This window comes from Streptomyces sp. NPDC057654 (genome assembly GCF_042800135.1).
Lineage (GTDB): Bacteria > Actinomycetota > Actinomycetes > Streptomycetales > Streptomycetaceae > Streptomyces.
Map to the genome: position 1 here is coordinate 1 of NZ_JBHVHQ010000169.1, position 12,432 is coordinate 12,432.

10 protein-coding genes are annotated in these 12,432 nt (G+C 72.6%); 3 read left to right on the top strand and 7 right to left on the bottom strand.

What is annotated here, in order from left to right; translation table 11 throughout:
- Positions 1-1,450: NADPH cytochrome P450 oxidoreductase family protein (locus ACFU99_RS15690; RefSeq protein ID WP_384391467.1), on the top strand; the 1,450-nt coding region annotated here is incomplete at its 5' end.
- On the opposite strand, the gene ACFU99_RS15695 is transcribed toward ACFU99_RS15690, so the two are convergent.
- The 6 genes from ACFU99_RS15695 to ACFU99_RS15720 are packed head-to-tail and all read right to left on the bottom strand — an operon-like array spanning position 1,435 to position 9,391.
- Positions 1,435-1,974: a DUF2165 domain-containing protein gene (locus tag ACFU99_RS15695; protein WP_384391470.1), complete on the bottom strand. Its 540-nt coding sequence runs from the start codon at positions 1,972-1,974 to the stop codon at positions 1,435-1,437. The genes ACFU99_RS15690 and ACFU99_RS15695 overlap by 16 nt on opposite strands.
- Before the next feature lies 1 nt (position 1,975).
- Positions 1,976-4,012, bottom strand: a complete 2,037-nt coding sequence (glgX, locus tag ACFU99_RS15700; RefSeq protein WP_384391472.1) for a glycogen debranching protein GlgX — start codon at positions 4,010-4,012, stop codon at positions 1,976-1,978.
- A 37-nt stretch (positions 4,013-4,049) separates the two neighbouring features.
- A complete protein-coding gene (locus tag ACFU99_RS15705; protein ID WP_384391475.1) occupies positions 4,050-5,303 on the bottom strand; it encodes a cupin domain-containing protein in 1,254 nt (417 codons plus the stop codon).
- A 24-nt stretch (positions 5,304-5,327) separates the two neighbouring features.
- Positions 5,328-6,458: a cupin domain-containing protein gene (locus ACFU99_RS15710; protein WP_384391478.1), complete on the bottom strand. Its 1,131-nt coding sequence runs from the start codon at positions 6,456-6,458 to the stop codon at positions 5,328-5,330.
- A gap of 37 nt (positions 6,459-6,495) precedes the next feature.
- On the bottom strand, positions 6,496-8,295 hold the full coding sequence (locus tag ACFU99_RS15715) for a GMC oxidoreductase (protein WP_384391481.1): 1,800 nt from the start codon (positions 8,293-8,295) through the stop codon (positions 6,496-6,498).
- A gap of 25 nt (positions 8,296-8,320) precedes the next feature.
- The gene (locus ACFU99_RS15720; protein WP_384391483.1) at positions 8,321-9,391 is read right to left on the bottom strand and encodes a hypothetical protein; all 1,071 of its coding nucleotides are present in this window, start codon (positions 9,389-9,391) and stop codon (positions 8,321-8,323) included.
- A 226-nt stretch (positions 9,392-9,617) separates the two neighbouring features.
- Here ACFU99_RS15720 and ACFU99_RS15725 point away from each other — a divergent pair, with 226 nt between their 5' ends.
- Together ACFU99_RS15725 and ACFU99_RS15730 are read left to right on the top strand one after the other, a co-directional pair.
- Positions 9,618-10,940 (top strand): NAD(P)/FAD-dependent oxidoreductase, encoded by a 1,323-nt coding sequence (locus tag ACFU99_RS15725; RefSeq protein ID WP_384391485.1) that lies wholly within the window; start codon positions 9,618-9,620, stop codon positions 10,938-10,940.
- A 96-nt stretch (positions 10,941-11,036) separates the two neighbouring features.
- Positions 11,037-11,252 (top strand): dodecin, encoded by a 216-nt coding sequence (locus ACFU99_RS15730; RefSeq protein ID WP_384391487.1) that lies wholly within the window; start codon positions 11,037-11,039, stop codon positions 11,250-11,252.
- Between the two features lie 101 nt (positions 11,253-11,353).
- Here ACFU99_RS15730 and ACFU99_RS15735 read toward each other — a convergent pair whose 3' ends face one another.
- Positions 11,354-12,268 (bottom strand): phosphotransferase family protein, encoded by a 915-nt coding sequence (locus tag ACFU99_RS15735; RefSeq protein ID WP_384391489.1) that lies wholly within the window; start codon positions 12,266-12,268, stop codon positions 11,354-11,356.
- Between the last annotated feature and the right edge of the window lie 164 nt (positions 12,269-12,432).

A 12,432-nucleotide genomic window follows, 5' to 3' on the forward strand; every position in this document is an offset into this window, starting at 1 on the left:
CGCCTACGCCGTGCTCGGCGTGGGCGACCGCAACTGGGCCGCCACCTACCAGCGCGTCCCCACCCTCCTCGACGACCGCCTCGCGGCCCTCGGCGGCGCCCGGCTCCTGCCGCGCGCCGAGGCCGACGCCTCCGGCGACCTGTGCGGCGCGGTCAAGGAGTTCGCGGCGGCCCTGCGCGACACCCTCCTGGAGCGGTACGGCGACCCCGCCTCCATCGGCGCCGCCGCCGACCCGCACGCCGACGAGCCCGCCTATGCCGTCACCGAAGTGACCGGCGAACCCCTGGACGCCCTCGCCGCGCGCCACGACCTGGTCCCCATGACCGTCACCGAGGCGTACGACCTCACCGACGCCGCGCACCCGCGCACCAAGCGGTTCCTGCGCCTCGAACTCCCCGCCGGGACCGGATACCGCACCGCCGACCACCTCGCCGTGCTCCCCGCCAACGCCCCGGCGCTCGTCGCTCGCGCCGCGGCCGTCTTCGGCGCGGACCTTGAGACCGTACTGTCCGTGCACGCCCGCCGCCCCGGCCGCGAAACCCTGCCCGTGGACCGGCCGCTGACGATACGTCAACTCCTAACGCATCACGTCGAACTCCAGGACCGGCCCACCGCCGAACAGCGCGCGGTCCTCGCCGACCACAACCCCTGCCCGCCCGAGCAGGCCGCGCTCCGCGCGCTCGGTGACGACGACCCGCGCACCCTCCTCGACCTCGTCGAGGACTGCCCCGCACTGCGTGGGGCCCTGCCCTGGCCGGTCCTGCTGGAACTGCTGCCCCCGATGCGGACCCGCCACTACTCCATCTCCTCCGCACCCGCCGACGACCCCCGCCACGCCGACCTGATGGTCTCCCTGCTGCACGCCCCGGCCCGCTCCGGCCGCGGCGACTACCGCGGCACCGGCTCCGGCCACCTCAACGCACTGCGGCCCGGCGACACCGTCCTCGCCCGCGTCCAGCCGTGCCGCGAGGCGTTCCGCATCGACCACGACGCCCGCACCCCCGTCATCATGGTCGCCGCGGGCACCGGCCTCGCCCCCTTCCGCGGCGCGGTCGCCGACCGCCGGCGCCGAGCCGAGACCGCCCCGGCCCTCCTCTACTTCGGCTGCGACGCGCCCGGCGCGGACTTCCTGCACGCGGACGAACTGGGCGCCGCCGAGGCGGCCGGGGCGCTCTCACTGCGCCCCGTCTTCAGCGCCCGCCCCGAGAACGGCCACCGCTATGTGCAGCACCGCATCGCCGCCGAGGGCGCGGAGCTGTGGGACCTGCTGGAAGCGGGCGCCGTGGTCTACGTGTGCGGTGACGGCAGCCGCATGGCGCCCGGCGTGCGCGACGCCTTCCGGGACCTGTACGCCGAGCGTACGGGCGCGGGCCGGGCGGCGGCGGACACCTGGCTGCGCGAGCTGACGGAGGCCGGGCGCTACGTGGAGGACGTCTACGCGGCCGGCTGATGCCCCGGCCTGTCCCACCACTGCGGTGGAAGGTGCAGCACGACGAGGGTGAAGCCCGCCAGGATGAAATTCCGTCCGGCGGGCTCCAGCCCGTTCCACTTCGAGGACTGCCACATCGCGAACCACTCCCCGCCGATCGCGATGAACCCCGCCCCGAAGAGCAGCATCAGCATCAGGAGCCCCAGCGTGCTCAGCCGCCGGGCGCCCGCGAAGCCGCCGCGCCACAGCCCGCGCACCCACAGCGCCGTGCCGCCGATGAGGGCGAGGGCCGCCAGCGTCTCCCAGGCGATGATGCCGATATAGGCGATGTCCTGCACGGTGCGGGACTCGATCGCCCGCCACATCAGGTCGTCGTCCTTGAAGGTGGTGTCCATCGCCAGGACGTGCCGCACGAAGTCGCGATTGGTGTCGAAGTCGGTGATATTGCCGAAGGCGACGAGCGCGATGTAGAGCGCCAGCGTGCCCGTGAGCACCGTCGCCGCGACGGGCAGCGTGCCGAGCCGCCCGAGTCTCTTGATGACCATGTCAGGAACGTAGCGGGGAGATCGCCACGAGGACAGTGCGGGGCGGCACCTCGCACCGGTCGCCGACGGACAGCGCCGCTCCGGGCGCGGGCGCGCCGTCCTCGGCCCCGGTGTCCAGAACGAGGCCGTAACGGGCGCCGGGCCTGCCGGGCACGGCGAAACCGGCGGGCGACGTGTCCGCGTTGAGCAGCACCAGGATGTCGTCGTCCCGCACCGGTGTGCCCCGCCCCGGAATCCCGTCGCCCGCGAGGAGCAGCCCGAGGAACCGCGTCGCCGGGTCCTGCCAGCGGCCCACCGTCATGACGCGGCCGTCCCGGTCGTACCAGGCGACGTCCGGGGGAGCGCCGGACCCGGTGAGGAACGCACGGCGCCCCAGGGCCGGGTGCGCGCGCTGGAGGGCGACGACGCGGCGTACGAACGCGGTGAACGGGTCCGGGGCCTTCGGCCAGTCGTACCAGCTCACCTCGTTGTCCTGGCAGTACGCGTTGTTGTTGCCGCGCTGCGTACGGCCCAGCTCGTCGCCGCCGAGGAGCATCGTGACGCCCTGGGACAGGAGGAGCGTCGCGAGCATGTTGCGGCGCTGCCGCGCCCGTACGGCGTTCACGGCGGGGTCGTCCGTCGGCCCCTCCACGCCGTAGTGGGCGGCACGGTCGTCGCCCGTACCGTCCCGGTTGTCCTCGCCGTTGGCCTCGTTGTGCTTGCGCTCGTACGTCACCAGGTCGGCGAGGGTCTTGCCGTCGTGGCAGGTCACGAAGTTGACGGACGCGTCCGGGCCGCGCCGGTCGGCGGAGTAGAGGTCGGCGGAGCCCGCCAGCCGCTCCGCGAGGCCGCCGACGGCCGGCCGGCCGCGCCAGAAGTCGCGGACCGTGTCCCGGTAGCGGTCGTTCCACTCCGCCCAGCCCGGCGGGAACCGCCCCACCTGGTAGCTGTCGGGCGCCCCCACGTCCCACGGCTCGGCGATGAGCTTCGTGCGGCCCAGCACCGGGTCCTGGTACAGCAGCCCGAAGAAGGCGGAGAGCCGGTCCACATAGCCGTGCTGCCGGGCCAGGGTCGCGGCGAGATCGAAGCGGAAGCCGTCGACGCGCATCTCGGTGACCCAGTAGCGCAGCGAGTCCAGGATCAGCCGCAGCACCTCAGGGCGGCCGGCGTTGAGGGAGTTCTGCGTGCCCGTCGTGTCGATGTAGCGGGACGGGTCGGCAGGGTCGAGCCGGTAGTAGACCTCGTTCGCCAGCCCCCGGAAGCTCAACGGCGGTCCCTCGGGCGGGCCTTCGGCCGTGTGGTTGTAGACGACGTCGAGAATCACCTCGATGCCCGCCGCGTGCAGCGCCGCGACCATCGACTTGAACTCCGCGACCTGCTGCCCCCGGTCGCCGGCCGCGCTGTAGGCGCTGTGCGGCGCGAAGAACCCGACGGTCGAATAGCCCCAGTAGTTGGTCAGCTTCATGTCCAGAAGCCGCTGCTCGGACAGGAACTGATGGACCGGCAGCAGCTCCACGGCGGTCACGCCCAGGTCCGTGAGGTGCCCGATGACTGTCGGATGGGCGAGCCCCGCGTACGTGCCGCGCAGGGCGCGCGGCACGCCGGGGTGCGTGACGCTGATCCCCTTCACATGCGTCTCGTAGAGCACCGTGTCGGCCCAGGGCCGCTCCGGCAGCCGGTCCGCGCCCCAGTCGAAGGAGGCGTCCACGACCAGGCAGCCCAACTGCCGTGGCGCGAATGGGTACATGGCCTTCGCGTACGGGTCGAGCAGGAGCCGCCCGGCGTCGAAGAACAGGCCGCGCGAGGGGTCGTGGGGGCCGGACGCGCGGAAGGCGTACCGCTGCCCCGGCCGCGCCTCCGGCACGTACGCGTGCCAGATGTCGCACTCCGCGGACATCGGCACCCGCCGCTCGCCGCCGCCCTCGTCCAGCAGGCACAGCACCACCTCCCCGCCGTACGCGCCGGCGGAGGAGTACACCGCGAAGTTCGTGCCCTGCCCGTCCCAGGAAGCGCCGAGCCGGTACGGGCCCGCAGGTCCCGGGGGAATGGTCGCCATCATCGGACTCCCCTCGCTCCGGGCCCCGGCCGGGGCCCGGTCAGTCGTAGCCGCCGAACATGAAGAGGGCGGCGCGCTGGTCCGCCGGGTTCAGCAGCCCGTGCAGCTGCCCGCCCTTGAGGAACGCGAGATGACCGGGCGTCAGCCGCCGGACCTCGAAGCAGCGGGCGCGGGTGCCCGGGTCCGCCCAGTCGCCGATCACCATCAGGCCGTCCCCCTCCAGCATCAGGAAGACCTCCTGGTTGTCGCGGTGCCGGTGCAGCCCGATCCCGCAGGCCGGATCCATCACGTGCAGATCCATGTACGAGACCGCGAAGAACGGCTCGCTCTCGCCGCTCGTGTGCCCCTTGCGGCCGAACGCGTCGAGGTTGTACGGCTCCAGGGCGCGGTCCAGTTCACGGCTGTCCGCCAGCCGCCCGTACGCGCTGAACAGATTGCGGTACTCCAGGAAGCCGACGCCGCCGTGCGGCTGCGGGCTGACGCCGACGCTCAGGTACGCGTCCCAGCCGCGCACCCGCATCTCGAAGCCGAGCCGCACCGAGCCCTCCGCCGGGTCCGAGGCCCCCGACCCGTCCGCGTCCGCCGTCCACCGCACGTCCACGTAGAGCGGGTTGACCGGGTGCATCGGATGGCGCGCGGAGACGGAGCGCAGATCCTGCCCGTCGAGCCCGTCGCGGGCGAAGTCCGCGGCCCCGCCGGACAGCAGCTCCGGGCGCGGCTGGAGCAGCCCTGTGTCCAGCGACGCCTTTCCCCGCTCGCCGAGCCGTTCGCGCAGCCCGTCGCCGCCCCGGCCCCACAGCTCGACGGTGTAGAAGTCGCTCTCCTCGTCGTACGGGGCGCGCAGCCGCACCGGCTCGCCGCCGCCCACGGACACCGTCACCCCGATGGCGTCGCCGAGCCGCCCCGCCGCCGGCCACAGCCCGGAGTCGGGCCCGCCCCGGTAGCTCAGCTGGAGGAACGGGCCGCGCCAGCCGTCCGTCGCCGCCCAGCCGCGTACCGCACGCGTGTCGCCGAGCCGGAAGTCGTGGAGGTTCTGCTTCTGGAAGTCGGTCTTGACGTCCTGCTCCTCGGCCGCCAGCCGGTCCTGGTCCGGCGCGCTCGGCCCGTACAGCTCCAGCCATCGCAGCGGGAAGAGGTACTGGAGCGAGACCGCCTCGTACGCCTCGCGCTCCGCCGCCAGCCGGGAGCGCTCCACGAGCCCGAGGAGCTTCAGGAGCGGGTTGCCGCTCTCGTAGTCCGGTGGCTTGCCGGGCTCCACGCGGAAGACCGAGTCGCTGTGCACGATCGTGGGCATCGGCCCTCCAGCAAGAGATCCGAGTCACGTGGTGTGGTAGAGGAACGCGACGAAGACGAGCGGCTCGTCGAACGGGTTGCGGATGCCGTGCACCCCGCCGCTCTTGGTGTAGATGACGCTGCCCGGCCGCACCGGCAGCTCACGGCACTTGACCGGACCCACCCCGAACACCGGCCGCTCCACCAGCGGATAGCCGTCCGTGTCCGCGGCGTCCCCGTCGCCCATGTACGCGAGGCCCGCGCCCGAGACGACGTAGTACAGCTCCTCCGAGCCGATGTGCCGGTGGGTGCCCTCCACCGCATGCGGCGGGACGGTGACCTCGTGGAAGAACACGAGATCGCTGCCGAGCTCGCGCTGGAACAGCCACCGCATCCGCACGATGTTGTCCTCGCGCCGGTCCGGATTCGATGCGTCGCTCATCGCGTTGCGGTAGTTGACGGGCCTGATACGTGAGGCGTCCGGGATGAAGAAGCCGCGCCGGAAGTCCAGCAGGTAGTTGCTGTCGGAGACGGTGTTCTCCGGGGAGCTCGGCTCGTCGGTGCGCGGCTCCTGGTGCGAGCGGAGATAGGCGTTGTCCCACTGCGGCTCGCCGAGCCGCTGCCCCGTCGGATACACCACGCCGTCCTCGCGGAACGCCACCGCCACCTCGCGGACCTGGCCGAGCAGCGGCGCGAGGGCCGGCGCCCGGGTGATCGGCGCGTCCCGCCCCATCAGGGGCAGCACCCGCAGATCGTGCGGCGTGCCCTCCGGAGGCTCCAGCGTCTCCCAGATCTCGACGGCATACGCGCCGATCACCGGGTCCCAGTGCAGCGTGACCACCGCCTCCGCCGGCGCCCCCGCGTCGTCCCCGGTCACCCGCAGCCACGCCTTCGTACGCGGCCCGAGCCGCCGCCCGAACTCGCGGGCCTGCTCGACGAGGCGGATGCCGGAGTACTCGATCCGCAGCATCGCGCAGAGCCTGGTCCCGCCGAGGTACACATCGCCCTTGATGGCCGTGCCGTCCGCCGAACCGCGCACCTCCGCGACGTAGTAGCGGTAGCGCGAGGACCGCGTCGCGTTCAGATACCGGGCGTGGTAGATGCGGTCGGGGTAGAAGACGACCCGGAAGATCTCGTTCTCCGGGTGGGTGTAGACCTGATCGAACCGGCTGTCCATTCAGCGCCTCCCGCCCATCACAGCCTCCTGCCCCTCTTCACAGCCGCCCCAGCAGCTTGTCGCCGACCCGGAAGGAGTTGGCCTCGATCGTGAGCGTCGGGTTGGCGCTGCCGGACGTCGGCATGAACGCCCCGTCCGTCACATAGAGGTTGTCGAAGTTCCAGGCCCGGCAGTCCGCGTCGAGCACCGAGTCCCGCGGATCGGCGCCGAACCGCGCGCCGCCCAGCACATGGTTGGCGATCCGCACCACGGACGCGCCCACCGAACCCGAGCTGACGTCCTTCACCTCGCCGCCGTTCTCCAGGACCGCCCGGCACCGGTCGGCGAGGTCGTCCATCAGCGCGCGGTCGTGGCCGTGCCAGGTCTTGAGGATGTACGCGACCGGGCGGCCCCACTTGTCCGTGACGTGCGGATGCAGCTCCACGCGGTTGGCGCGCTGCGGCACCTGGTTGGCCATGAACGCCAGCGACAGCCGCCGCCCGAACCCCGCGTCCAGATAGTCCTCGAAGCCGTTGCCGAGGATGCCCGTGTCGTAGAGGTAGCCCTTCCACATGTTGTCCATGTCCATCGCGTGCCAGGTGCGCGCCAGCGAGATCGGCAGGGCCCCGTCCGAGGTGTTGTTGTAGATCACGCCGCCCGCCCACAGCCCCCGCTCCCGGAACCACTCGGGGCGCGCGCAGTGGTCGGTGGCCCAGTCGGAGTCCAGCGTCCGGGACTTGTCGGCGCGGGTCGCCACGGCGCACTGGGCGCCGCCGAAGCAGTGCGTGAGGAAGTACGCGCCGAGCAGCCCGTTCCCGTTGATCCGCCGTTCGAAATCGGGGTCGGCCGCGCCCGACAGGAGCAGCAGCCGCACCGACTCGATCGCCGAGCACGCCACGACGACGACCTGCGCCGAGACCGTACGGGCCGTGCCGCCCGGATCGCGGTAGTGGACCGTGGTGACGCGCGCGCCGTCCGCCTCCAGATGTGTGACGCAGCAGTTCGCCCGCAGCTCGAACCCCTCGCCGTCGGCGCGCAGCGGGGCGAGCAGCGACACCCACGTATTGGACTTGAGGCCCAGCGGATCGCCGTACCGGTTCACGAACGCCGTCTTGATCGACTCCCGGTCCGCCGGCACCGTACGGCCGCTCGGCGCGTGATCCTCGGTGATCACCGCGAGCGGGGTGCGGTAGCGGCGCATGCCCAGCGCGTCCATCCCGGCCGCCGCGTACGAACTGATCGGGTTGGGCTCCAGCGGCGGCTGGTAGTGGTCCGCCGACGGGGTCTTGGCCTGGCCCTCCCAGGTGCCGTTGACGCCGATGAGCCGCTCGGCCCGCCCGTAGTACGGCTCCAGCTCCGCGTAGTCCACCGGCCAGTCGCGGGCCTCGCGCACCACGTCACCGCCCGGGTCCGCCCGCAGATCCGTGCGGCCCTCGTTGAACGAGCGCAGCCGCAGGTCCTCCGGCGTGAACCGGGGCGAGACCCCGCCGTACAGCTGCGTGCCGCCGCCCACCACCTGCGCCGTGTACCCCTCGATGGTGACCCGGTCCTGCCCGTCGCTGTCCCGGTAGACATGCGGCTCGTCGTTGAGATCGGGCTCCACATGGCTGGAGAAGTAGGACTCGCCCGTATTGGCCACGCCCCGCACCGTGATCCGCTTCTCCGAGCCGGTCGCGAACGACTCGTCGCGCTTGAAGTCGCTCAGTCCGTCCGGGCTCTGCGCCTGCGTGCGCAGCAGCGGCCCCTTCTCCAGCACGAGCACCTGGTGCCCCGCGCGCACGAGCGTATGGGTCAGTGGGGCGCCGCCCGCACCGCTCCCGATGACGACGACCTCGACGTGCTCCGTCTCCTGCCGCACGGCCCCTCCTGCACGATCGCTGCTCTCAGCCGCGGTAGTCGGTGCTGTGCCCCAGCGGCTCCTCCACGGCGCGCCGCCAGTCGAAGAGCGTGTCGCCGGCCGTGTCCCGGAACCGGCTCTCCAGATACATCCAGCCCGCGGCCCCCGAATTGCCGCCGTGCCGCGGATGCACGAAGGCGCCGGTCATCGCGTGCCGCCGCAGCAGCAACAGGAAATAGCGGGGGCTTTGATAACGGCCGTAATCCCAGCCGTCCACCCGTTCGGCCGCCATCTGCCCATAGAGATCCGCGTACATCTCCGGGGGAGCGACCGCCGGATCCAGACCGCCGAACCGCGACCGCAGCACATCGCCGATGATGTCCAGGCAGATGTGGTAATCAACCGCGTGCTGCTGCTCCTGCCGCGAAATGACCTTGTCGATGTAATTGACCGTGCCGACTTCTTCGTCGAGCTGATAGGAGAGGGGGAACTCCGAGCCCCGCGCGCCCCGGTCGATCGACTCGTACACCTCCCGCACGAACCGCCGGTTCTCCTCCAGCCGGAACGGCAGCAGATGCCGCACGAGCCGCCCCAGCAGGTCCCGCTCGACGCGGCTCAGCGTCAGCGGCACCGAGCACGCGTCCGTGAACAGCCGCGACCACGTGCGGCCGTTGTCCGCGACGCTCTGCTGCGGGTTGACCGGATCGAGGACGTACGCGCCGTCGACCGCGTACTTGTACTGGTGCACCTGCCCCTTGGCGATGCGCACCGTGGCGGCGAAGAACCCCGTCGGCCGCCGGGCGAAGAGCACCGGCCGCAGCGGCACCAGGACGTGCAGCGGGGCGAAGGTGCCCACCACCGACACCGACTCGGGGGGCGCGGCGCGGCCGTCGTACACGAAGGTCACATCGTTGAAGGCGAACGACGTGCGGGCGCCGATCCCGTCCCAGTGCGTGTCGACGACCGGGAAACGCCACGCCTCGCACACCGCCGCCCGCGGGTCCCGCGGCCCGTACTGGCCGAAATCATGGCGGGCGTCGGAACTGTCCCGCGCGAGATATTTCGTGCAGTGATTCAGAACGTATTGATCGTCCTTCTCGATGATCTCGACTTTCACCGCGGCCCCCCGGGCGATGTGCCGACCAGGCGTCGCCGACGCCGGAATGCCAATGAAAGTATTCCCGGTCCGGGGGCTTGTCCACGGCAGCGGTACGAGCCGGTGAACCGGATGGCGGGCGTCCGGAGGTTTGCGACCGCCGTGCGGGGTACTTGTGGTGTTCTCGACCGTATCGTCACCCTGGTCGTCGTCGGTTCGGTCGCCGTCACTCAGGTTGGAGCCGATCGTGAGCCGAGCCCGGATCGTCATCGTCGGAGCCGGGTTCGCCGGCTACCAGGCCGCCCGCGCCCTGTCCCGCTCCGCGCGCGGCGCGGCCGAGATCGTGCTGGTGAACCCCACCGACTACTTCCTGTACCTGCCCCTGCTGCCCGAGGTCGCCGCCGGGGTGCTGGAGCCGCGCCGCGCCACCGTCTCCCTGACCGGCACGCTCAAACACGTCCGCCTCGTCCTCGGCCAGGTCGACGAGGTGGACCTCACCGGGCGCCGGATCGGCTACACCGACCCCGAGGGCGGGCGCGGCGAACTCGGCTACGACCGGCTCGTCCTGAGCGTCGGCAGCGTCAGCAAACTGCTGCCGGTGCCCGGTGCCGCCGAGTACGCGCACAGCTTCCGCGGCCTGCCCGAGGCGCTCTATCTGCGCGACCACATGACCCGCCAGATCGAGCTGGCCGGCTCGGCCGCCGATCCGCGCGAACGCGCCGCCCGCACCACGTTCGTGGTCGTCGGCGCGGGCTACACCGGCACCGAGGTCGCCGCGCACGGCGCGATGCTCACCGAGGACCTCGCACGCCGCAGCGCCACGCTCCGCGAGGACCGCATCCGCCCCCGCTGGCTGCTCCTCGACCTCGCCCCGCGCGTCCTGCCCGAACTCGACGAGCACCTCTCGCGCACCGCCCACCGCGTGCTGCGCAGACGCGGCGTGGAGATCCGTACCGGCGCCTCGGTGAAGGAGGCGACGGCGGACGGCGTCCGGCTCGACGACGGCGACTTCGTCGAGACCCGCTCGCTGATCTGGTGCGTGGGCGTCAGGCCCGACCCGCTCGTCGCCGGCCTCGGACTGCCCACCGAACGCGGGCGGCTGTGCGTGGACGAGTACCTGACCGTCCCCGGCCACTCGGAGGTGTTCGCCTGCGGCGACGCCGCCGCCGTGCCGGACGCGACCCGGCCGGGCGAGTACACCCCCATGACCGCCCAGCACGCCCAGCGCCAGGGCCGCACCGCCGCCCGCAACGTGGCGGCCTCCCTCGGCCGCGGCGCCCGCCTCCCGTACCGCCATCACGACCTCGGCTTCACCGTCGACCTCGGCGGCGCCCAGGCCGCCGCCAATCCGCTGCACGTGCCGCTCTCCGGCCCCCTCGCGGGGGCCGTCACCCGCGGCTCTCACCTCCTGGCGATGCCCGGCAACCGCGTCCGCGTCGCCGCCGACTGGCTGCTCGACGCGGTCCTGCCCAGGCAGGGCGTCCAACTGGGTCTGGTGCGCTCCGGCTCCGTACCGCTGGACAGCGAGTCCCCGGAACTGCCGCGGGTGCCGGTGGACGGGGCGCGTTGAGGGAGCCCGCCCAAACGCTCGCCTCGCGGGCCCGAGTCCGCTGCGGCACCGTGGAATGAGCTCCACTGTCCTGCCCGACCGTGAGAGGGAGAGACCATGTCAGGCCACACCTACCGGGTGACGGAGATCGTCGGCACATCGAGGGAGGGCGTCGACGACGCCATCCGCAGCGGAATCCACCGGGCGGCGCAGACGCTGCGCGGACTCGACTGGTTCCAGGTCACGGAAGTCCGCGGGCACATCGTGGACGGGGACATCGAGCACTACCAGGTCGGCTTGAAGGTTGGTTTCCGCCTGGAGGACGGCGACTGAACGGGGCGACCGCGCCGCCCGGACGGCGCAGGCGCGCGGCCGTTCGGTGCGCGGGATGCGATCGCAAGGCGCCGTGCCCTGCCGGGCAGCGGCACAGATCCTCAGGCCAGATCGGGCCACGGCGCCGGCGGGCCGGCCGTGAAGAAGCGGAGGAGGCCCAGGAGACGGCTGGCCGGGGGCGCGGTCCAGTGGCGTTCGCCGGGTCTGGGTACGGGGTCCGGGAGGCGGCCGAGCGCCCAGGTGAGGTGGTGCCACAGGACGCGCGCCTCCCAGGCGCTCTGCTCCGCGGTGTCGTCGGCCTCCTGCCGGTAGCCCTCCAGCATCGCCGGTACGCCGCCGAGCGGGATCTTCGCGAACTCCGAGGCGGGGTCCGCCCACATGGCGTCGCCCCAGTCCACGACGGCGCTCAACGCCGCCGGGTGCGAGGTGACGAGGAGATTCTGCGGGGCGATGTCCCCGTGTACGAGCACGTGCGGCGGATCGGCGGGCAGCCGCGCCGACAGCCGGTCCAGCCAGTCCGTGAGCCAGCGCGCGGTCCCCGGATCGAGCCAGCCGCCGTCGAGGAGGCGGGCGATCAGCAGCCGGGGGTCTTCGGGGGCGTCGTCCACGGGGACGCCGGGCAGGCCGGCGGCGTGCGGCGGTTGCCGGTGGAGCTTGGCCAGCTCCCGTCCGACCTGGCGCAGGACGTCCCGCTCCGCGGATTCCGGCAGATCGAGTACGGACATGTCCCGGCCGACAGCGCGGCGGAGCACCATATGCGGCGCGTCGCCCCAGTACTCACAGGCGACGACCTCCGGGGTGAGCACGCCCGCGGCACGCGCGACGGGAATGACCTCCGCCTCTTTGCGCAGATCCACGACGGCCGCCCGCGTCCGCGGTATCCGCAGCACCAGCTCGTCCCCGAGCAGGAAGACGCGGTTGGCGCCGCCGGAGGGAAGGGGGCGCACCTGGTCGGCGCGTACGCCGTGTCGAGCGGCGACCGCCGCCGCCGCCGTGTCATCCGTAGCCGGTCCCATGACCGGACATCCTCACACGGCCCCGCGACGGGCCCGCAAGCGAATAAGCGGGCCGCCGTCTCAGGGCCCCGCATGCGGCTTCCGTCCGCCGCGCGGGGCGGCCTCCCGGCAGGCGACGGGTGATCCGGGGCGTCCCCGCCACGTCGCTGGGCTCGGGCCCGCGT

Excerpts from the sequence above, each read along its gene's own strand:
- ACFU99_RS15695 (WP_384391470.1), bottom strand. The coding sequence starts at position 1,974 with ATGGTCATCAAGAGACTCGGGCGGCTCGGCACGCTGCCCGTCGCGGCG.
- ACFU99_RS15705 (WP_384391475.1), bottom strand. The coding sequence starts at position 5,303 with ATGCCCACGATCGTGCACAGCGACTCGGTCTTCCGCGTGGAGCCCGGC.
- ACFU99_RS15710 (WP_384391478.1), bottom strand. The coding sequence starts at position 6,458 with ATGGACAGCCGGTTCGATCAGGTCTACACCCACCCGGAGAACGAGATC.
- ACFU99_RS15730 (WP_384391487.1), top strand. The coding sequence starts at position 11,037 with ATGTCAGGCCACACCTACCGGGTGACGGAGATCGTCGGCACATCGAGG.
- ACFU99_RS15735 (WP_384391489.1), bottom strand. The coding sequence starts at position 12,268 with ATGGGACCGGCTACGGATGACACGGCGGCGGCGGCGGTCGCCGCTCGA.
- glgX (WP_384391472.1), bottom strand. The coding sequence starts at position 4,012 with ATGATGGCGACCATTCCCCCGGGACCTGCGGGCCCGTACCGGCTCGGC.